The organism is Polaribacter sp. PL03, assembly GCF_033875165.1.
Taxonomy (GTDB): Bacteria; Bacteroidota; Bacteroidia; order Flavobacteriales; family Flavobacteriaceae; genus Polaribacter.
In genome coordinates this window covers 411,157-432,998 of sequence record NZ_JAWZSV010000002.1, presented here as the reverse complement: position 1 = coordinate 432,998, position 21,842 = coordinate 411,157, and the positions used below count along the sequence as shown (strand labels likewise).

Annotated in this window: 24 protein-coding genes; 11 read left to right on the top strand and 13 right to left on the bottom strand. The window is 28.9% G+C overall.

What is annotated here, in order from left to right; genetic code table 11:
- Window positions 1-2 precede the first annotated feature (2 nt).
- The 9 genes from SHK09_RS05245 to SHK09_RS05205 all read left to right on the top strand — a co-directional run bounded on the left by SHK09_RS05245 (window position 3) and on the right by SHK09_RS05205 (window position 7,602).
- On the top strand, window positions 3-317 hold the full coding sequence (locus SHK09_RS05245; protein ID WP_319809726.1) for a TfoX/Sxy family protein: 315 nt from the start codon (window positions 3-5) through the stop codon (window positions 315-317).
- 19 nt (window positions 318-336) lie between these two features.
- Complete coding sequence (locus tag SHK09_RS05240) at window positions 337-726, top strand: hypothetical protein (protein WP_319809725.1); 390 nt, start codon at window positions 337-339, stop codon at window positions 724-726.
- 49 nt (window positions 727-775) lie between these two features.
- Entirely contained in the window at window positions 776-1,174 is a 399-nt protein-coding gene (locus SHK09_RS05235; RefSeq protein WP_319809724.1) for a VF530 family protein, read from the top strand.
- 1,027 nt (window positions 1,175-2,201) lie between these two features.
- The gene (locus SHK09_RS05230; RefSeq protein WP_319809723.1) at window positions 2,202-2,912 is read left to right on the top strand and encodes a sensor histidine kinase; all 711 of its coding nucleotides are present in this window, start codon (window positions 2,202-2,204) and stop codon (window positions 2,910-2,912) included.
- Window positions 2,912-3,652 (top strand): LytTR family DNA-binding domain-containing protein, encoded by a 741-nt coding sequence (locus tag SHK09_RS05225; RefSeq protein WP_319809722.1) that lies wholly within the window; start codon window positions 2,912-2,914, stop codon window positions 3,650-3,652. Before SHK09_RS05230 ends, SHK09_RS05225 begins: the two co-directional genes overlap by 1 nt.
- 108 nt (window positions 3,653-3,760) lie before the next feature.
- Window positions 3,761-4,762, top strand: a complete 1,002-nt coding sequence (locus SHK09_RS05220; protein ID WP_319809721.1) for a bifunctional oligoribonuclease/PAP phosphatase NrnA — start codon at window positions 3,761-3,763, stop codon at window positions 4,760-4,762.
- 165 nt (window positions 4,763-4,927) lie between these two features.
- A complete protein-coding gene (locus tag SHK09_RS05215) occupies window positions 4,928-6,499 on the top strand; it encodes a helicase HerA-like domain-containing protein (protein ID WP_319809720.1) in 1,572 nt (523 codons plus the stop codon).
- A 44-nt stretch (window positions 6,500-6,543) separates the two neighbouring features.
- Entirely contained in the window at window positions 6,544-7,110 is a 567-nt protein-coding gene (locus SHK09_RS05210; RefSeq protein WP_319809719.1) for a hypothetical protein, read from the top strand.
- Between the two features lie 123 nt (window positions 7,111-7,233).
- Complete coding sequence (locus tag SHK09_RS05205) at window positions 7,234-7,602, top strand: cupin domain-containing protein (RefSeq protein WP_319809718.1); 369 nt, start codon at window positions 7,234-7,236, stop codon at window positions 7,600-7,602.
- Here SHK09_RS05205 and SHK09_RS05200 read toward each other — a convergent pair.
- Complete coding sequence (locus SHK09_RS05200; RefSeq protein WP_319809717.1) at window positions 7,599-8,300, bottom strand: TIGR02206 family membrane protein; 702 nt, start codon at window positions 8,298-8,300, stop codon at window positions 7,599-7,601. The genes SHK09_RS05205 and SHK09_RS05200 overlap by 4 nt on opposite strands.
- Window positions 8,301-8,424: 124 nt before the next feature.
- Between SHK09_RS05200 and SHK09_RS05195 the strand changes: the two genes are divergently transcribed.
- Window positions 8,425-9,456, top strand: coding sequence for an AI-2E family transporter (locus SHK09_RS05195; RefSeq protein ID WP_319809716.1), 1,032 nt, complete (start codon window positions 8,425-8,427; stop codon window positions 9,454-9,456).
- Here the strand turns inward: SHK09_RS05195 and SHK09_RS05190 are convergent.
- The 12 genes from SHK09_RS05190 to msrB form a co-directional block, all read right to left on the bottom strand.
- Window positions 9,453-10,358 carry a YitT family protein gene (locus SHK09_RS05190; protein ID WP_319809715.1) on the bottom strand — a complete coding sequence of 302 codons (906 nt, stop codon included), beginning with the start codon at window positions 10,356-10,358 and terminating at the stop codon, window positions 9,453-9,455. The two genes, SHK09_RS05195 and SHK09_RS05190, sit on opposite strands and share 4 nt — an antisense overlap.
- 3 nt (window positions 10,359-10,361) lie before the next feature.
- Window positions 10,362-11,237 (bottom strand): bifunctional methylenetetrahydrofolate dehydrogenase/methenyltetrahydrofolate cyclohydrolase FolD, encoded by an 876-nt coding sequence (folD, locus tag SHK09_RS05185; protein ID WP_319809714.1) that lies wholly within the window; start codon window positions 11,235-11,237, stop codon window positions 10,362-10,364.
- 71 nt (window positions 11,238-11,308) lie between these two features.
- Entirely contained in the window at window positions 11,309-12,637 is a 1,329-nt protein-coding gene (ffh, locus tag SHK09_RS05180; protein WP_319809713.1) for a signal recognition particle protein, read from the bottom strand.
- Window positions 12,638-12,715: 78 nt separating this feature from the next.
- Window positions 12,716-13,156 (bottom strand): hypothetical protein, encoded by a 441-nt coding sequence (locus tag SHK09_RS05175; protein WP_319809712.1) that lies wholly within the window; start codon window positions 13,154-13,156, stop codon window positions 12,716-12,718.
- A gap of 18 nt (window positions 13,157-13,174) precedes the next feature.
- Window positions 13,175-13,711: a DinB family protein gene (locus SHK09_RS05170; RefSeq protein WP_319809711.1), complete on the bottom strand. Its 537-nt coding sequence runs from the start codon at window positions 13,709-13,711 to the stop codon at window positions 13,175-13,177.
- Between the two features lie 126 nt (window positions 13,712-13,837).
- Window positions 13,838-15,292, bottom strand: coding sequence for a hypothetical protein (locus SHK09_RS05165; protein WP_319809710.1), 1,455 nt, complete (start codon window positions 15,290-15,292; stop codon window positions 13,838-13,840).
- 151 nt (window positions 15,293-15,443) lie between these two features.
- Window positions 15,444-16,172 (bottom strand): hypothetical protein, encoded by a 729-nt coding sequence (locus SHK09_RS05160; RefSeq protein WP_319809709.1) that lies wholly within the window; start codon window positions 16,170-16,172, stop codon window positions 15,444-15,446.
- 83 nt (window positions 16,173-16,255) lie between these two features.
- Entirely contained in the window at window positions 16,256-17,389 is a 1,134-nt protein-coding gene (locus SHK09_RS05155; protein WP_319809708.1) for a hypothetical protein, read from the bottom strand.
- Window positions 17,389-18,054 carry a hypothetical protein gene (locus SHK09_RS05150; RefSeq protein WP_319809707.1) on the bottom strand — a complete coding sequence of 222 codons (666 nt, stop codon included), beginning with the start codon at window positions 18,052-18,054 and terminating at the stop codon, window positions 17,389-17,391. The genes SHK09_RS05155 and SHK09_RS05150 overlap by 1 nt, the downstream gene beginning before the upstream one ends.
- A 5-nt stretch (window positions 18,055-18,059) precedes the next feature.
- On the bottom strand, window positions 18,060-18,584 hold the full coding sequence (locus tag SHK09_RS05145) for a T9SS type A sorting domain-containing protein (protein ID WP_319809706.1): 525 nt from the start codon (window positions 18,582-18,584) through the stop codon (window positions 18,060-18,062).
- Window positions 18,585-18,754: 170 nt separating this feature from the next.
- Window positions 18,755-20,251 carry a YfcC family protein gene (locus SHK09_RS05140; RefSeq protein ID WP_319809705.1) on the bottom strand — a complete coding sequence of 499 codons (1,497 nt, stop codon included), beginning with the start codon at window positions 20,249-20,251 and terminating at the stop codon, window positions 18,755-18,757.
- Window positions 20,252-20,302: 51 nt separating this feature from the next.
- Window positions 20,303-20,782 carry a peptide-methionine (R)-S-oxide reductase MsrB gene (gene msrB / locus SHK09_RS05135; RefSeq protein WP_319809704.1) on the bottom strand — a complete coding sequence of 160 codons (480 nt, stop codon included), beginning with the start codon at window positions 20,780-20,782 and terminating at the stop codon, window positions 20,303-20,305.
- A 191-nt stretch (window positions 20,783-20,973) separates the two neighbouring features.
- On the opposite strand from msrB, the gene SHK09_RS05130 reads away from it, so the two are divergent.
- On the top strand, window positions 20,974-21,789 hold the full coding sequence (locus SHK09_RS05130; protein WP_319809703.1) for a M48 family metallopeptidase: 816 nt from the start codon (window positions 20,974-20,976) through the stop codon (window positions 21,787-21,789).
- Window positions 21,790-21,842 lie beyond the last annotated feature (53 nt).

Below are 21,842 nucleotides of genomic sequence, written 5' to 3'. Positions count from 1 at the left end.
CTATGGCTAGTTCTACTAATTATTTGAATTTTATTCTGGACCAATTGTTCAATTGGAAAAAGGTTTACACGAAACGAATGTTTGGCTGTATAGGTTTGTATGCAGATGGTTTAATGTTTGGTATAATTGCTAAAGAAACGATATTTTTTAAAGTAGATAAAAGCAATATTAATAATTGTTTAGAAGCAGATTCAAAACCTTTAACCCTTTTTAAAAGAAATAATATTGTAGCTTCTTTTTATGAGGTTCCTATCGAAATTATCGAAAATACAAATCAATTTGTTCTTTGGACAGAAGCATCATTAAATATTCAATAAAATAAAATAAATAATAAAAATGAAAAACATATTTAAAAAATTCGTTCTAATTACAAGTATATTAAACTTCCCGATTGGTATAGGAATGATAATACAAGCTATTACAACCAAAACAGGAGAAGCACTAATAACAAATTCTATAGCAGGTGCTTTTATTATATTTGCTGGAGCATCACTTATTTGGGCAGTACAAGAGGTAAATACTAGGTCGTCTATTATCCTTTGGAATGGTTTAGTTCGTTTATTTAATGTGTTTCTAGTAACTTATGCTACAACTGTTGGCGAAGTTCCGCAAGCAATGATTATAACTACAGGAATGGATTTATTATTAGCAATAGTCTTTATCTTTGGTAGTATTAAAATTACGGGTATACCATTTTCGAAATTAGTTATCGGGAAAATAAAATAACTTAAATAGTTGTCTTATTTATTAGATTTGTTTTTAAACTAGTTGCCTTATGAAATACAATTTGCCAACAATGCACATGAAAGCCAATCACCAAAATGAGTCGACTAATAAAAAGAATCAAACAAATCAACTTTTAGATACAGAGTCCAATCCCCAAGAAAATGAAGAATTGACTGAAGAGAAACCAGCTAAACGAAAAAGAAGAAAAGCCACTGAAGAACAATTAAACAATCCGTTTCATGGAGTGAAACTAGTTCAGGTTTTAGAACGTTTAGTAGCTTACTATGGTTGGGAGTATTTAGGAGAACGTGTAAATATTCGTTGTTTCAAGAATAACCCTACAATGAAATCGAGTCTCGGGTTTTTAAGAAGAACAACTTGGGCTCGAGAACATGTTGAGGATGTTTATTTAGAGATGCTAGAAGAGAAAAAGAACAAAATTGATTAATGAAAAAGTAAACGATTTTTTGATGTTTTTGTTTAAAAGATATAATTTCTTATACCATTTTACTCTTAAAATTGATTTTAAGCTCTTATTCTGAAAATGAAATTATTGTAAGTAGGGAACGTGTAAAAGATTTAAGAGTTTGACTGAGTAAAATTAGTTTCAAAGTAATAAAGTTTCATAATTCTAACGATTGTCATTTCGACTTTATGGAGAAATCTCATAGAGAAACAACATTTGGCCTACAATTCACTTACACAATATAACAATTCACTATATTTCTTTTTTTATTAATGATGATAAACTTCATTTTTGATAAAAATTAGAAATTATGAAGAAATTATTTAAGTCATTTTACATATCGTTTGCGTTATACCTATTAATAATCTTATTTTTTTTGTTAATTCAAGTTGCTTTTAAAGGTTATAAAGATGTGGATCTATTAAAGTCTTATTTACCAACTTTATTTATTTTCTATATACCGATGTATTTCTCTTTTTTATATTTTAAAAAAGAAAAATATAAATTTAAAATCTTCAAATCATCAGTAATTTCTTTTGTTATTACTTATGTTTCGGCTTATTTATTTTATAAATATATTGATCCCAATAATTATAAAACCTTCTTTAGTACAAACTGGCTTTTTTTGGCAATTTTAAGCCTATTTACTAATTTATTTATAAGCGTAATTTTGATTTTAATTGATAAAAACAAAAATATCATAGTATCAAAATTTGAATTATACCATTCAAATAAAATATTATTAGTTATACCTTTTATTGGAGTAATAATTTACACGATAATTATTTTTATAAGCTTACCAAGTTTTTTTAATTCATTTACTGTTTGGAGTCGTTTTTTGCCTTTCGGAATTATATTATCATTTATTTCATTTTATTTTTTCAAATATATTTACACTAATTTTTCTACTACAAAAAGAATAATTTTAATAATTAGTTATTATATAATTATTACTTTATTTTTTATTTTTGTTAGTAATATATCAATATTTGTTTCTGTTTACAGATTTATGAGTTCTGAAAAAAATTATCAGAATACCCTACATTCAATTGTATTGTTTGGTCCATTTTTTATGTATGTGATTACTTTAGTGCATCTATATTATTTAAAGCTAGTTTCAAAACAAGAAAAAGAACAATTAACTCAAGAATCTTTAGAATCTCAATTAAATTACCAACAATTAAAAAATCAATTAAGTCCACATTTTTTGTTTAATAACATTAATGTTTTAACTAGTTTAATTGAAGAAAACCCTAAAAAGGCAGTTGCCTATTCTGAAAATTTATCACATATTTATCGCTATTTCTTGGAGCAAGAAAAGCAAGATGTTGTTTTGGTAAAAGATGAAATTAACTTTGCAAAAAGTTATTTAGAATTGTTAAAAGACAGATTTGAAATTGGTTTAAATTTTACAATTAATATTGATGAGATCGGTGGAGAAAAATACATTGTTTCTACTATTTTACAACAAGTTTTAGAGAATGTGGTAAAGCATAACACGATTAATGAAACCAATATTGTTAATGTGAAAATTACATCCGAAGAAAATTATTTAATTATTGAGAATAATAAGAATCAGAAATTAAAAACAGTTTCAGAATCTAAAAAAGGGATTGAAAATATTAAAAAAAGAATCGCTTTTTTTACAGATAAAAAAGTAATCATTGAAGACTCCGAAACTCGTTTTATAATTAAATTACCAATTCTAGAAACTGTTTAATGAAAGCAATTATTATAGAAGACGAATTACCATCCGCAAGAAGATTAGAACGTTTATTGCAAGATTTTGAAATAGAAATATTAGAAAAACTGAATTCTGTAAAAGCTTCTGTTTTATGGTTTCAGAAAAACAAACAACCAGATCTTATTTTTTTAGATGTGCAGCTTTCTGATGGTTTGTGTTTTGAAATATTTAATCAAGTAAAAATTACTTCAAAAATAATATTTACAACAGCTTTTAGTAATTATAGTATTAAAGCGTTCGATTATAATAGTGTTTCTTATTTGCTTAAACCTATCAATAAAGAAAAATTGAAAGAAGCTATTTTAAAAGCTAAAAAAGTGCAACAAAAAGAAATAGATTTCGAGCAGTTTAGAAAATTAGTCAGTAATTATAAGAGCTACAATTATAAAAAATCTTTTACAATAAGAGTAGGCAAGAAGATAAAAATAATCAATTCAGATAATATTGCGTGCTTTTATAGTTTTGAAAACGCTACATTTTTAAATACTTCTAATGGTAATTATATTATAAATAATTCTTTAACTAGTTTAGAAAGTGATTTAGATTCTAAAAAGTTTTTTAGAGTAAATAGAACTTTTATTGTCCGTAAAGATTTCATTAAAGAAATTATTGCTCATTCTAATTCACGCTTAAAATTGATTTTAATTTCTTATTCTGAAACAGAAATTATTGTAAGTAGAGAGCGAGTAAAAGATTTTAAGAGTTGGATTAATTGATTTTAAATCTGATTCATCTTTATTCACTTCAATAATAAACCTAACTTCGCAACTTCAAAAAAAAAAATACAATTGCTATAATAAATGGCAATTGCAAAAAGACACTACATGAATATTTTCAAAGAAATAGAAGCAGAAATTTTAGCTGCTTCAAACATCGTTATTACAGCACATAAATCTGCAGACGGAGACTCAATTGGTTCTTCTTTAGGTTTGCTTCACTTTATAGAAAAATTAGGTAAAAAAGCAGTTGTTTGTCACCCAGATAAAGCACCAGATTTTTTATATTGGTTAGACACTTCTGCTATTCTTTTAATGGAAGAAAACCCAGATGAGGTAACTGCAGAAATGCAAAAGGCAGACTTAATTTTCTGTTTAGATTACAATACAACTAATAGAGTAGGACCAGAAATGCAAGCATTGTTAGAAGCAGCAACTTGTAAGAAGATAATGATAGATCATCATTTGAACCCAGAAGAATTTCCTACAATAACGGTTTCAGAAACAACAGCATCATCAACATCACAACTAATTGTAGATTTAATAGAAGAATCTGGAAATTTAGAATTGTTAGATGAAAAAATAGGAACGCCTTTGTATTTAGGAATCTTAACAGATACAGGTAGTTTTAGATTTAATTCTGTAAAACCAAGAACGCACGAGGTTTTAGCTAAGATATTAGCAGCAGGCGTAGAACATCATTTAATTCATGAGAAATTAAGCGATAATAATACAGAAACTCGTTTGCGTTTGCAAGGTTATGCAATGAGCGAGAAGTTAGAAATTTTATACGATTATAATGTTGCTATCATTTCTTTATCTAAAGAAGAATTAGCAAAATATCATTACAAAAAAGGAGATACAGATAGTTTAGCAAACTTAGTCTTGTCTATTAAAGGAATGAAAGCTGCTATTGTGTTTACAGAAAGAGATGGAATTATGAAAATTTCTTTCCGTTCTAAAGGAGCAGAAAACCCAGTAAATGTTTTAGCAAAAGAACACTTTAACGGTGGTGGACATGCAAATGCTTCTGGTGGAATGAGCGATTTAACTGTTGAGGAAACAGTTGATAAATTAAAAGGATTAATTCCAGAATATTTTCAAAAATAAGAACAATTAAAATATTAAAAAATAGGAAGAGGTTTTAGCTTTAATATAAAGTTAGAACCTTTTTTTGTGCTTTCTTTTAATTTTAGGAAAAACTATTTCAAACAAATTCTTCAAATAATTTCCTAACAATTAAAGTTTGATTATTTTTATCAAAATTTAGTTTTAATGAGTAGAAAGGAAGAGTTCTTTGAATACATAAATAACGGTTACAAAACCAAAGGCGATTTTATAGAATTAGGTGCTGCAATGTTGGGAGAAGAAACCATAACAGATGCTATTGTTAAGGTTCCTTTAAAGACATTAAATAGGCATGGTTTAATTGCTGGAGCAACCGGAACAGGAAAAACAAAAACACTTCAAGTTTTAGCAGAAAACTTATCAGAAAAAGGAGTTCCTGTTTTATTAATGGATATAAAAGGAGATCTTTCTGGCTTAGCACAACCAAGCCCTGGACACGCAAAAATAGACGAACGTCATGCAAAAATTGGGTTTCCGTTTACCGCTCAAAAGTTTCCAATAGAAGTTCTTACAATTTCTGAACAGGAAGGAACAAGAATGCGTGCTACGGTTTCAGAATTTGGACCCGTTTTGTTATCAAGAATTTTAGATTTAACAGAAACGCAGAGTGGTATTGTTTCTATTATTTTTAAATATTGCGACGATAATAAGTTTGCTCTTTTAGATATTAAAGATTTTAAAAAAGTATTACAATATGTAACCAACGAAGGTAAAGAAGAAATTCAAGCAGAATATGGGCGAATTTCATCTTCTTCTACCGGTGCAATTTTACGTAAAATTGTAGAAATAGAACAACAAGGTGGCGATTTATTCTTTGGTGAAAAATCTTTTGAAGTAGAAGACTTAACAAGAGTAGATGAAGACGGTAAAGGTATAATATCTGTTTTAAGATTAACAGATATACAAGACAAACCAAAGTTATTCTCAACATTTATGTTGCAATTATTAGCAGAGGTTTATGAAACGTTTCCAGAACAAGGAGATAGCGGAAGACCAGAGTTAATTATCTTTATAGATGAAGCACATTTGGTGTTTGAAGAAGCGTCTAAAGCCTTATTAAACCAAATAGAAAGTATTGTAAAATTAATTCGTTCTAAAGGTATTGGTCTTTATTTTGTTACACAAAACCCTAAAGATGTGCCAGAAGATATTTTAGCACAATTAGGTTTAAAAATTCAGCATGCATTAAGAGCTTTTACTGCAAAAGATAGAAAAGCAATTAAGTTGGCAGCAGAAAACTATCCTTCTTCAGAGTATTACGATACAAAAGAAGTTTTAACACAATTAGGAATTGGAGAAGCATTTGTTTCCGTTTTAAACGAAAAAGGAATTCCAACACCATTAGCCAGAACCATGTTGCGTGCGCCAATGAGTAGAATGGACGTGTTAACAGCTAAAGAATTAAAGCAAGTTATAAATAACTCTAGATTGTTTTACAAATACAATGAAAACCTAGATAGAGAAAGCGCTTACGAATTATTAAATGCTAAAATAGAAAAAGTAAACCTAGCAGAAGCAAAAGCTATAAAGACGGCAGCAGATGAAAAAGAGAGAGAAAAAGTAGCAAAAGAAAAAGAAAAGGAAAGGCAAAGAGATGAAAGAGCTTCTAGAAGTTCTTCTCGAAGACGAAGTACTGCACAAAACCCTATAGTTAAAGTACTTACAAGTGCTACTTTTATTAGAGCTGCTTTTGGCATATTAAAGAAGATTTTAAAGTAACAAAATTGAAAATTGAACGTTATAAAACGTATAAACTACCAAAAATGATTAAAAAAAATATAGTATCTATAGTAATAATTGCATGTGCATTCTTAATTATAAGTTGTGGCGATGGAGGTAAATTTAATATAGAAAAAGGTAAAGTTGGGCATTTAACACCAAAAACTACTATTCAAGAATTAGAAGATATTTTCGAAAATGATTCTATTGTAAAAAACTTAAGTGAAGGTGCATTAGGCGATAACTACTTTCAAGATGATGACGAGTATTTAGTATTCGAAAAAGGAGGAAAGCATTTATTAACTATTGTACCAAAAGAACAATTAGACTCAGTTTCTACAATTAAAAGTATAGAAATTCATGATGCAAGATTTAAAACAGTAACTTCTATAAATGTAAATTCTAGCTTTTCTGAAATTAATGCGAATAATAATATTAACAGAATAGAAACTACATTAACGTCTGCTACCTTATTTATAGACGATTTAAATACAACAATAGCAATTGCCAAAGAACAATTAGGTTTAAAAGATTTTACGAATCAGAAAGTTTCTTTAGAGCAAATTCCAGATTTAGCTAAGATGAAATCTTTTATTGTTTGGTTTAATTAAAATAAATTTTAGTGCAAATTTTGTGCGTTTTATTTTAAACACAAAACCGCGCTTTACATTATATCTTTTTTTCGTTCCTCTAAAAAGGATGCCATTTCAATCGCTTACGCAAAACCAATTATTATGATTAAAAAATATACAATTCAGAAAACTCCATTTGTTGTACCAACAACAGATGGTAAAGTTATAGAAGAACATTTCGGACAAGCTACAGATGGTAATTCTCAGATAAGTATTGCACACATGGTTGCACCTTCTGGTTGGAGCGAGCCTTTTCAAACACCCGCGTTTGAAGAATATACATACATTATAAAAGGAAAAAAACAATTTATAATAGAAGATGAAACTATTGTTTTAGAGGCAGGAGAATCTATTAAAATTGAAAAGAATACAAGAGTTCAATATTCAAATCCGTTTGAAGAATCTTGTGAATATTTAGCAGTTTGTTTACCTGCTTTTTCTATAGATTTAGTGAATAGAGAAGAGGCTTAATTCTTCTTTCGAGTTAAATAAAAAGGTAGATACAATAAAAGAAAATACGGAATCACAATTAATTCTACTACAAAAATGTATTTAGGCCATTCACCAAAAAGGTCTAATAATGTTGCTGCATCTGGTTTTCTATTAGTATAAAAATAGTTAGAACCTAAAAAATAATTAAGTGTAAACATTAAAAGCATGTATGCTTGCATTGCTAAAAACGATTTTGCTACACTTTTAAGGTTTGGTCTCATTTTATAAATAAAAGTAGCAAAAAGCATAAAAATAACTAAGCCTGCATGCACAAACCAATATCTAAAAAAAGGAAAGTTTAAAAAATTAGATTCATCTGGTGTAATTAAAGATTGCATTGTTCCTGCTAAAATCAAAAAAAAGAAAACTTCATAATAGATAAACTTTCTAGTACATGATAAAATAGGAATTATAATTGCTAAAAAACTACACAAGTGTAATGGTAAATCTTCTTGATAATTAAAATTACCTTTATATAACTTTATAAAGGTTCCTAAAATAACAGTTATCGATATTGAAAAGGCAAAGATATTTCCAATTTTTATTTGAGTTTTTTTCGTTTGTTGTTTTGTTATAGATATTAAAATAATTCCAACAAAGATAAAAAAGAGCACAGTTAATAAGTGTTCTGTAGAGAAAGGCGTAAAATTGCTGTTTTCTTTTAGAAAAAAATCCATCAATAAAAATTTATAAATTAAAGCAGTAATTAATATTTAAAACCCTTTTTAAATGAGTTAATTAAATAATTGATTTTTACAATATATAGATTATTTATTTAATAAATTGCAGAAAATCGATTCTATGAAAGATACAATTGCACCCAAAACGATTAGGCAAGTTTTTGTTTTACTTCTAATCTTATTTATTGGTATTCTCATTTTTAAAGAAATGATGCCTTATTTGTCTGGTGTTTTAGGAGCAATTACTATTTATGTACTTCTAAGAAAATGGATGGTTCTTTTAGTGAAAAAGAAATGGAAGCCAGATTTTGCAGCAATTTTTTTAATGTTAGTCTCATTTGTTTGCATTTTACTTCCTGTTACAGGTCTAATTATGATGTTAGGTAATAAGGTTGGTGATGCCGTTACAAACTCAGAGCAAGTAACCCAAGCTTTAAAAGATTTGTTTGGTAAAATTGAAAGTAGGTATGGTTTTGATTTGGCAGAAAGAATAAATGTTTCTGAAGTTTCTACATGGGTTACAGATAATTTAGAAGGTTTTGCAGGCGGAACCTTCAATATTTTTATTGCAATTGGTATTATGTATTTTCTATTGTTTTATATGTTAACAAACAGATCAGAATTAAAGAACTCTCTATACGAATACATTCCTATTAGCGATAAAAATTTAAAAATAATTGGAGAAGAATCTCAAGCAATGGTGCGCTCTAATGCAATTGGTATTCCTTTAGTGGCAATTGCACAAGGTATTATTGCCTTAATAGGTTTTTTAATTTTCGATATTAACGATCCTTTCTTTTGGTTTATAATAGTAACAGTAGGTTCTATGATTCCGTTTGTAGGAACTTTAATAGGAATATTACCTGTATTTATTTTAACACTTTCTACAGGGAATAATTTCGCTGCTTGGGGAATTCTAATTTACGGTTTGGTAGTAGTTGGTTCTACAGACAATATTATTCGTCTTTTTGTATTGAAGAAGTTAGATAATGTACACCCATTAATTACTTTAATAGGTGTTATTGTTGGTGTTCCTTTATTTGGGTTTATTGGTTTAATATTTGGGCCACTTTTAATAAGTTTATTTCTAGTAATTGTAAGAATATATAGAAAAGAATTCGGAGCCCATAAAGATGATAAGAAAGTACTTTAGTCGATCGTCTTCTTTACAGGACTTAATTTTTTATTTTTTTTCTTGTCGATATAATGACGTAGAACACCACCTTTTACACTGTTTACATCAAACTCTACAATAAAAGCTTCTGTATCTATTTCTTGTACAATTCGATACATTTTTTTTATATCTATTCTATTTACTATAGAATGAATAATATCAAAATCTTCTGCTTTACCGTTATGGCCAAAGCCAGAAGAACCTTTGTAAATAGTTAAACCAACACCAAGTTCTTCTAAAATAGCTTTCTTAATAAGACTATGTTGCCTCGAAACAATGGTTACACCAATAAAGTCTTCGAAACCTTCGATAACAGTATCTGTAACTTTTGCAGCAATAATATAAGTTAAAATAGAGTAGAGTGCAACCTCTACAGAAACTACAAAAGCAGTTATACTGAACAAAATAATATTAAAGAATAATACAATTTTACCAATACTAATTCCGAATTTATCATTTAAATAAATACCTAGAATTTCTGAACCATCTAATACAGAGCCATTTCTAATAGCAATTCCAATTCCAGAACCAACTAGCAAACCTCCAAAAATTGAAATTAATAACTTGTCGTTGGTTATTGTTTGAAAATTCTCTAAATGAATAAAAAAAGCAACACCTAAAATACTAATAATCGACTTTATAACAATTCTTTTAGAAACTGTAAAATACCCAAGAATTAAAAACGGAATACTAAAGATTAGTAACAAATAAGACATGTTTATGTCTACTTGTGTTCTTACTAAAAGAGCAATACCGGTTACACCGCCATCTAAAAACCCATTAGGTAATAGAAAGGCTTTTAAACCTAAACTAGTTAATACAATTCCAATAAATATTTGAAAATATTCGCTAAAATAGTTGGTTGTTTTTTTAGAATCCACAGTTTAGTTATTTCTTTTACAAGCTAATAATGTGTTTTTTAGTAGCATAGCAATTGTCATTGGTCCAACTCCACCAGGAACAGGTGTAATAAACTCAGATTTTGCAGCAACTTCATCAAAAGCAACATCACCAACTAATCTAAAGCCACTCTTCTTAGAAGAATCTGGTAAACGTGTAATACCAACATCTATAACGGTAACATTATCTTTTACCATATCTGCTTTTAAAAACTCTGGAATACCTATTGCAGCTACAATAATATCTGCTTGTAATGTAATTTCTTTTAAGTTTTTAGTTCTACTATGGCACATTGTAACAGTTGCATTACCAACTTTTCTTTTCTGTGAAAGTAAAATACTCATTGGGCTACCAACAATATGACTTCTTCCTAAAACAACAACATGTTTTCCAGAAGTTTCTACATTATACCTATCTAATAATTCTAAAATACCAAACGGAGTGGCAGAAATAAAAGTAGGTAAGTTTAAAGCCATTTTACCAACATTAGTTGGGTGAAATCCATCAACATCTTTGTTAGGATCTACAGCCATTAAAACTTTTTGCTCGTCTATATGTTTTGGTAACGGAAGTTGTACTATAAAACCATCAATATCATTATCAACATTTAAAATTGCAATTTCATTTAATAATTCTTCTTCAGTTGTATTTTCTTCTAGTCTAATTAAAGTAGATTCGAAGCCAACACGTTCACAAGCTTTTACTTTTGCATTTACATATGTAATACTTGCACCATCATTACCAACAATAATAGCAGCCAAATGAGGCGTTTCTAAACCCTTGTCTTTTAAATCTCTAACTTCTAAAGCAATTTCTTCTTTAATATCCGAAGCTGTTTTTTTTCCGTCTAATAAAATCATTCTTGTTTGTGTTGTTGTGTTGTTTGTTGTATATAAAAAGAGATAAACAATTTGTTTATCTCTTTTAAATTTTATTTCATTCCTTGCATCATTTGCATCATCTTTTTGCCACCACCACCTTGCATCATTTTCATCATTTTGCTCATCTGGTTAAATTGCTTCATTAATTGGTTTACTTCATTAACAGAAGTTCCAGATCCTTTTGCAATTCTCTTTTTTCTACTTGCATTAATACTTGTTGGTGTACTTCTTTCTTCTGGAGTCATAGAGTGAATTATTGCTTCTATTCCTTTAAAAGCATCATCGTCTATATCTACATCTTTCATTGCTTTACCAGCACCAGGAATCATACCCATAAGGTCTTTCATACTTCCCATTTTTTTAATTTGCTGAATTTGCGTTAAGAAATCATCAAAACCAAACTGGTTTTTAGCAATTTTCTTTTGTAGTTTTCTTGCTTCTTCTTCGTCATATTGGTCTTGTGCTCTTTCAACAAGAGAAATAACATCTCCCATTCCAAGAATTCTGTCTGCCATCCTATCTGGATGAAAAACATCTATTGCATCCATTTTTTCTCCAGTACCAATAAACTTAATTGGTTTGTTTACTACAGACTTAATAGATAATGCAGCTCCACCACGTGTATCTCCATCTAATTTTGTAAGAACAACACCATCAAAATTTAAGATGTCATTAAAGGCTTTTGCAGTGTTTACAGCATCTTGTCCAGTCATAGAATCTACCACAAATAATGTTTCTTGTGGTTGAATTGTTTTATGAATGTTAGAAATTTCTGTCATCATTTCTTCATCTACTGCCAAACGACCAGCAGTATCAATAATAACTACATTTTTACCATTTGCTTTTGCATGCTTAATTGCGTTTACAGAAATTTCTACAGGATTGTTGTTACCAACCTCTGCATATACTTCTACACCAATTTGTTCACCAACTACTTGTAATTGATTAATTGCTGCAGGTCTATAAACATCACAACCTACTAAAAGTACTTCTTTAGATTTTTTAGTTTTTAAGAAGTTTGCTAATTTTCCAGAAAAAGTAGTTTTACCAGAACCTTGTAAACCAGACATTAAAATTATAGTTGGAGAACCACCTAGATTAACACCAACAGTTTCACCACCCATTAATAATGTTAGTTCGTCTTTAACCAACTTAACCATTAATTGCCCTGGGTTTAATGTTGTTAAAACATCCTGACCAAGTGCTTGGGTTTGTACTTTCTTCGTAAAATCTTTGGCAATTTTAAAGTTAACATCGGCATCTAGTAACGCTCTTCTAACTTCTTTTAAAGTTTCTGCAACGTTAACTTCTGTAATTTTACCGTGTCCTTTTAAGGTATGTAAGGCTTTATCTAATTTATCGCTTAAATTATTAAACATAATTTGTGTCTTTTTTTGGAAACACAAATATAATAAATTAACAAGTATTTATATTAAGTTATTATCGCCTTTTTTAGATTAGTTTTTCTTTAGGAATAGCGTAACAAAGAAGTTTATAAGATGGATAAATATTGATAGGAAAAAGAGTACAATTGAGATGGCGATTATAACTTGAGAATTATCATTAATTAATGTTAATTCTTTAGGATATTGTTTCCCTATCCAATTCCAATTATGCTTTGTAATTAAAAGGAATAACGACAATAGTTGTAACAAAATATGAAATATTGTTAACCATTTTTTAGGTTGTTTTTCTGCCCAAATTATAGAAAAATAGTTAAAACCAATTAATGTAAAATAAATTGCAGAAAGGTAAAACCAAAAATTAATTGTAAAAACATAATAACTGTCTCCAATGTTAAAATCTATGCTTTCGGTACTGTTAATAATACCTAAAATGATAAAAGAAAGTGTTAATCCGAAGAAAAAAAGATGTGGTTTTGCAATTATTTTTGTCATAAATAGAATTACTTATTTTTATAAAACGTTATTATACTTGGTTTTTAATATTGAAGTATGATGTTCTGTGTGATGGGCAGTCCACATAATAATTTCTCTAATTGTCATTTTGCCCATTAAGGGATGTGGAATAACAAGAGTGTCTAAATTAAGATCGCTTATTTTTCTAATTTTATATTGTAATTTTTTATTCTGAATTTGAAGTTTATTTATTAGTATTTCTCTATCTTTTAAAATAGGTTTTTTAAGTTTTCGATTAAATAATTTAGCTCTTTCTTTATTTTCTTCTAATTTCTGGTGATAGTTTTTAACAACCGTTTCATAGTTTCTAATTTCTCTATTACAAAGGCCAAATTTATATTTCAGGAAAAATCTAGGGTAACTTAATGCATTGTTTAAAAGTTGTAAGCTAGCGGCTAAATGTTTTACTTGTTGGCCAATTGTCCATTTATCTTTTGGTCCTTTTTCCCAGTTTTCTTTTGGTTTATTTTCTAACCACTTAAATAAATCTAAATGCTTTTCTTCTAATAAATTTATAATTTCTGCTTTTGTCATTTAAAATGATATAAACTTGAATGTACAATAAAAATAACTTTAATTAACTGAAGCGTTACTTAATTGTCTCTGAATTTATAAATTTAAATGATTAAAAGAGTATTGTTATAAAAGTTTCTCTTATAACTATCTATATGCAGTATATAAAATGACGACACTTTCTTTTAGAATATCTGTAGGATCTATATTTAAAATTAAATCTGTTGGTAATAAATTTGTTACTGTACCTAGAGTGTAAGATATATTAAGAGTAAAACCGTTTGAATCGAAGGTATTTAGTGAAGCAATTATTTTCCCTAAATCGAGGCCATCTTGGTCTCCGTATCTTAAACCTATGCAATTTGAACTAGACGCATACCTAGAAATATCGTTTATAGAATTACCATGACCTCCAATGTATATTGTTTGTTGTGTTTTAGTTGTTCCAATTAATCTAGCAAAGCCATTCATAGTGCCATAACTATTATTTAAACCTCTTGCATTCTTTCCAGAACTATTATTATCATCAATATTTAAACTTTCTATATTTGTATTGGCAACAAAAGTTATTTGAGAAGGTTTAAAAGGCAATCCTGTAATAGATTTAGTATATGTAGTTGCTGTTGTTCCGTTTGGAGCATCTATTATAAAAAAACCAGAATAGACAGTTGCACTAGTTTCCCATTGCGAGCTCGAGCCATTATAAACTAATACTTGGCCATCTGTAGGCATGGTTTCTGAAACCGTTATATTTTGAATTTTTTCAACTTTATTTATTGCTAGTGTACCAGTAACATCACCTTCTAACTTTAATGCAGATAGATCTGTTTGTTTTGTTATTTCAGTATCGCTTTCTAAAGAAAGTTCTAAGTTTTTACCATCAGTATTTAAAGTGAATTCATCAATTTTTTGGTCATCTGTATCTATCGTAGAAGAATCTACCCATTTTGTCCCTGTAGATGTTGCTGTTAAAACTTGCCCTGTTGTGCCTACAGTATTATTTTCGTCTAATATTTGCCCATTTAATTCTAAGGTTTGGTTTATTGTAACTTTTGTACTTCCAATAGTAGTTTCATCAATATGAATGGCTTCAAAAGCACCTACAACAAAACCAAGTTCATCTGCTGCGGGTCTATACATACCTGTATTTGTGTCATTAGAAAATCTATAAGATGGTTCATTAACGGTTCCGTTTGAGTTTAATATTCCTTGAGACCTCATGGCTCCTGAAACTTCTAATTTATTAGTTGGAGAACCTGTTCCAACACCCAATCTATTATTATTGTTATCCCAAAATAATTGATTAACATTTTCTGTAGGACTGCCATTTGTGCTAGCGAAAAAGACAGAGCCAGTTGTTGCCGTATGTGTTAATACAACCCAACCACTAAGGTCATCAAAAACTTTAATTGTTTTAGGTGTTGTACTAGTATCAAACCAAACATCATTTTCTACTGGATTAATAGGTGTTATATTTGATGTTGTTACTTGATTATTTCTTACTGTAATTTTTGTCCCTTTATTATCTATTACTCTAACTTTTTGGGCGTAGATATTAAGTAGCATTGTTGTAAAGACAAAAAGGATTAATTGTTTTTTCATTTTATTGAGGTAGAGAGTTTAGAGTATTATAAAGCCTCTTTTAGTACATGTTTTTATATTGCTATTTAAAGAATAGGTTTTTTACAGCCAACTCTTTATATAGCAAAATCTTTATTTTTAGAATAAATTTTAACAGTTTACTATATTATATTTAGTAAATCCATTGTACTTCAATAATATCACCTGCATAAGTTGTCCAATCATTAGGCGATGCAGCACCAAAATCTAATGTAATTGTATCTGCAGCAGTTAAAGTATAGTCTACACCAGCTCTTAATTTAGCTCCGTTTCTATATACAGATATTTTGTTTATTGATGTTCCCATAGCTAAACCAGTAGCAGTTACAGCAGCATCGTCATCTGCAGCTATAGGAAATTCTGCACGACCTGTTGTAATTAAATCTGTAGCTAATAATTTTTGAACTTCACCAGAAGCTTCATCTCTAATTAAAACTGTCCATCCAGTTTCTACAGCGGCTGTACCTGCGCCAGATATGGTTGTTGTATTTGTTCCAATAGACTGTGTAGTTGCCGTAGTTGCCGCTGAACTTGTTGGTGCAACTAATTTTAAACCATCTAAAGAGAATACTTTACCAGTAGCATCTATATAAGTATTATCTGTTAATGCACCACCTAGTTGCCATGTAGATATAATACCTCCAGCCGGTGTTGTATCAGTAAGTAATGTTAGTCCATTTTTTACTTGTAAGAATTTTTTAGTCCCTTTATTATCTATTACTCTAATTGTACCATTAAGTGGTTTAGATTTACTAACATCTTCTGTTTTTGTAACATCTCCAGAGACTTGTTGAGCATTTATAGTAGTTCCTACCATTATCATAAGTCCTAAAGCACCTGTTTTTAAGTAATTTTTTTTCATTTTTTTCATCATTTGCAATTTTTGAAAATTAATAATTATTTAGTTATTGTTAATCTATTTACTTTATTCTCATTTTTTTCTAGTTAATATAATTGTACAATTCTAATCTTATCATTTTTATAACATCTGGCTTCTGACTCTAGCTTTATGGTAGTGTTGTTTATTGCCGTAAAACTTATACGAACACCATTTCTATAAACATCTATTTTATCTATACTTGTTATGTTTAAAGGTGTAGGGAACTCTAGTTGACCATCGATAGCAAAAATAATTAGTTGCTTTTGTTGAATGATAGCTGATAAAGATTGTTGCTTTAAGATACCAGTATCTTTATTAGCTACAATTATTTGATCATTATTACTTGTACTTTGCTGTAAGCCTTTTAAAGCTAATGTGTTTACTGTGTTCGTTGTAATTTCTGTTGGTTGAATTAAAACTCCGCCTAATTTAGTAGTATTACCATCTTTATATAGTCCGTTTATAGCTTTTGTAGTTATTGTAGCCCAATTAGAACCATTAAAAACCTGTAAGCATTCGCAGCTTTTATTCCACACTTGGTCTCCAATTATTGGTTTAGTAAATTCAGCGTCTCTCGAAGTAGTATTTGTAACAACTATAAGTCCTAATTCATTTGTAGGATCATAATCTTGATTAACAGGAACCCAATTTGCTCCATTCCATATCATTAATGTTGGGTTTTTATTAGAGCCAAAACTAGTAAGCCAAATTAAATCACCATAATTATATGGAGGTGTTAAATTACCTATGGTGTTAACAATATTGATGTTTCCTGTGCCGCTTGAAGGATGTGGTATGTATAATATTTTTTGAGTATCTAAAAATACAAAACCATCTGTATTTCCTGTAATCTTTAGTTCTACATTCAAAAATTTTAATTTTCCATCCCAAATAATATTACTAAAGGTGTAATTTGTAGGAATTCCTTCACCAACAATAACGGAAACCATTCCATTTTCATCAGTAGTAATAGTATGTTCTTCTGTATATTCTATGCCAACATCATTTGTTATTGTAAAACGTAAAATAACATCTTGTAAGCCTAACGGAACTTTATTTTCTGTAACATTAGTTCCAGGTATCTGAATTTCTTCAGTATTTAAAATTAATGCTTGATAATTAAAACCTGGCGTTTGCGCACAAAGAATTGTTGTGCCAAAGAGGAGGATTAGGAGCCATATTTTATTTAGATACAACATTATCTTGTAGTTTGAATATTAAAAAGGAGTCCGATAGAAAAAGCATTTGTGTGTAACGAGTACTTTTCTTCGATGTTACTATCTTCATTTTTATCTTTAAAACTGTCTGCTACGTTATAATTTATATAGGCAGATATTTTATTTGAAATAATATATTCTGCGCTTATACCTCTGTGATAACGTAGTAAAGTTCTGTCGAATGTGTTTTCTCTATAAAGGTCGTTAACAACATTTTTATAGCTGCTTGTACCTGCTATAAGCCAATCGTATGAAATGTGACCGTGAACCTGTAATTTGAAATCAAGTTCATTTATAATAGCAAAGTTTATACCTGTTTTTAACGCAACATAATTTAAATTATATGTTAATGGAATACTTATTTTACCACTATAAAAACCTGTATTAATTTTATATTTGTTGTAACTTAATGCAACATCGCATTTTAGTCTATTCTTACGTAAATTAAATCTAAAACCACCTTCAATAAAAATCTCTTGCGATTTTGTATAGTTTACGTCTAGTGTGTTTTCTCCTAAGTTATTTACATAATTCTTAAAATTAGCGCTTTCAAAACCAGTTTCTATAAAAATTTGTTGTGCATTTATTGTTGATATAATACCAGTAAAAAAGAACAGAAAGCTATATTTAATCTTATTCTTTAACATCCTAATTATTCTATTTTAAGTATTTTCTTAGTCACTATATTTTTACCACTTTTAATCTGTATTAGATAAGTTCCAATACTATATTCTTTTAAAGGAATTATAATTTTATCTGAAGGAGTATATGTGTTAGAAGAATGAATTTTACCAGTTACATCATAAATTTTAATGAGAATAGGATGTGTTGTTTTTTTTAGAAAATCTATTTTTATATGATTTATAAAAGGATTTGGAGAGATTACAAAATCGAAGTTTTCTTTAAAAGAATTGTTGGCAGAATTATCTATCTTAAAAAACAGATAATTGTTAAGAAAACCCTGTTGCAAAGTAATTGTATGTATTTCTTTTTTTCCTACAATACCAGATTGCCCAATACTTTGTTGCACACTAAACTTGTTTGTTTTAGTGTAAACAGTTGATGAACCTACAGAGGTTTGTGTAGATTTTAGTACAGAATATTTCTTACTTATTGTTTGCTGTGAAAAAGCAAAACATTGATTAAGAAATAAAAAAGCTATAGCAATTCTTTTCAATTCTTTTTCTTTAATAAGTACCACATTAATGCTCCTATTTTATACAAATAGAAGTATTAAAAAGCATTTTTTTTTCTCTAATGTACAAAGAAAATATAATTAAAGTGTTATTGTATTAAAATTATTTTTAATTCAAGGTGTTGAAAATGTGTTGATTGTATTTTTTTTTCTTATAAATAAACACTTATTGTTAAGAAAACCATAGAGACCGCTGCTAGGATTATTACTAAAGGCATTACGAATTTTAGCCATTTATTATACCCAACTTTTACAATTGCAAGAGAAGCTAAAATTAAACCAGTAGGATTTATAAAATTGAATAAACCGATACCGAATAAATAAGCATTAACAACAGACTCTCTACCAATGCCAATACCGTCTGCAAGAGGAGACAAAATTGGCATTGTTAAAACGGCCATTCCAGAAGATGAAGGAATAAAAAATGACAAGCCGCTATAGACAAATAACATAGAGTTTATAAAAAAACCTTTATTCATACCTTCTGTTAAATCGCTAGAATAGTACAATAGAGTATCGCTAATTAAACCATCTTCCATAAGTATAGTAACACCTCTAGCAATACCAATTATAAAAGCAACACTTAGCAAATCATTAGCACCTTTTATAAAAGTTTCTACAAAAACAGTTTCATTTATTTTACATATAAAACCTATTAAAAGTGCGCCAATAAAGAAAATACCTGTCATTTCTAAAAACCACCAATCTAAATTGCTAACACCATAAACCATTATGATAAAACATAAAATAAAAATGAATAAGACCATTTTTAAGCGAAATGTAAAGTTTATTTTTTCTGAAGAATTATTGAAAAGAAACATTTTCTCAATCATTTCTTTCTGACTAAAAATAATAGATTTTGAAGGGTCTTTTTTTACCCTTTGAGCATATCTAGTAATGTATGAAATGCAAATAGTTAAACCAATTATAAGCATGGTTATTCTTCCGTAAATACCGGTTGTCCAATTAATACCAGCAGAATTAGATGCTATTATAGTGCTAAACGGGTTTATTGTAGATGCCATTGTACCAATAGAACTTCCAATATAAATACAAGCCAATGCTACAATTGCGTCATATTCAGCTGCTAAAAAAATAGGAATTAAAATAGGGTAGAAGGCAATGGTTTCTTCAGCCAATCCAAAAGTTGTACCACCAGCAGCAATTAAAGAAGTTACAATAATTATAAGAGTATATTCTTTTCCTTTTAAAAGTTTAGAAAGTCTAGAAATACCAGCTTCAAAAGCACCCGTGTAATTAACAATAGCTACTAAGCCACCAATAAAAAGCACTAAAATTATAATATCTGCAACTTGTATTATTCCTTTTAAAGGAGCTAAAATAAATTCTTTAAAACCTTGAGGTTTTGCTTCTAACTCTTTATATGTTTTAGGAATGCTAATGGGCTTGTAAATAGCGCCAGAAGTAAAATTTTCTAAAGGAATTTTAATTTGTAAACCATCTAAGGTTTTTTGTGTTGCTTCTAAAGAAACAGCATTCCCATTACTGGTTTTTATAAAAGTATTTTCATCTTTATTGTATGCTAATCTATCAAATTGTCCTGATGGTATTAACCATGTTAAGATAGCAACAAAGGCAGCTATTAAAAGTAAAACTGTTTGTGCACTTGGAAATTTTATTTTATTCATCTTTAAATTTAAAAAATATAAAGATAATTTTTTTGCATTAGAAATATCTATCTAATCCTTAGGAATAAATTCTAATGCCACACCATTAATGCAATGACGTTTTCCTGTTGTTTTTCTAGGACCATCATCAAAAGAATGCCCTAAATGACCACCACAAGTGTTACATTTTAGTTCAGTTCTAGCATATCCAATTTTATAATCAACGTCTAATTCTACGTTTTCTTTAATAGCTCTATCAAAAGAAGGCCAACCTGTACCAGAGTCAAATTTATATTTAGATTCGTATAACGGTGTTTTACATGCTGCACATACAAAAGTACCATTTGTTTTACTATCATTAAACGGACTAGTAAATGCTCTTTCAGTACCAGATTCACGTAATACGTAATATTGTTTATCGGTTAGCTCTTTTTTCCATTGCGCATCTGTTTTATCAACTTTATATTTTTTATTTTCTTTTGAAGAATTTTGGGCTGTACTAGAGCAGCTCATTAAAAAAACGATTGCTAAAAGAGAGAATATCTTGTTCATTTGTATATTTTTATATTTAGACGAATATTATATGATTAACTTACACAAAGGTATTCATCATTTATCTAATTTTAATTCAAAGTATGCTAATTTTCTTGTCAGTTATTTTTAAAATGAATTGAGCACTTATATTATTTATAAAATTTATAAATTGCATACTTTAAATAAGAACTATAAAACAATAAATAAATATGAAAAAAATAGCCATTTTATTATTAACTGTATTACTTTTTTCTGAATGTAGTACAGTGCCAATTACTGGTAGAAGTAGAGTTAATTTTGTGAGCGATTCGCAAGTATTACCTGCAAGTTTTGCACAATACAAAGGTTTCTTAGAAGAAAATAAATTATCTACAAACAGACAAATGACTAACCAAATTAAAAGTGTAGGAAAGAATATAGCTGCAGCGGTAGATCGTTTTATGAGAGCAAACAATATGACATCAGAAGCAGAAGCTTACAGATGGGAATTTAACTTAGTAGATGATAATACTGTAAATGCTTGGTGTATGCCAGGAGGAAAAGTAGTTTTCTATACAGGTATTATGCCAATTTGTGCAAATGAAAATGGAGTAGCAGCAGTTATGGGGCATGAAGTTGCACACGCGTTTGCAAAACATGGTCAAGAAAGAATGTCTCAAGGGCAATTACAACAAATAGGTGGTTTAGCAGTTGCATTAGGAACTTCTGGTAAAGATGCTGAAACGCAACAAATGTGGAATACTGCTTTTGGAGTTGGTTCTGGTTTAGGGATGTTAAAATTTAGTAGAACACATGAACAAGAAGCAGATAGATTAGGTTTGGTTTTTATGATTATGGCAGGTTATGAAGGTACAGAGGCTGCAGAAGTTTGGGTAAGAATGAGTCAGAAATCTGGAGGAAGTTCTCAGCCAGAAATTTTAAGTACGCACCCTTCAAATGCATCTAGAATTCAAGATTTAAGAACCTATTTGCCAACAGCAAAAAAATATGCAGCACAATTTAATAATGTTGCTGGTTCTAAATAATAAGAAGTAGTTAAAACTTTTACTATATTGTATGCCGTTCAAGAATAATTGAG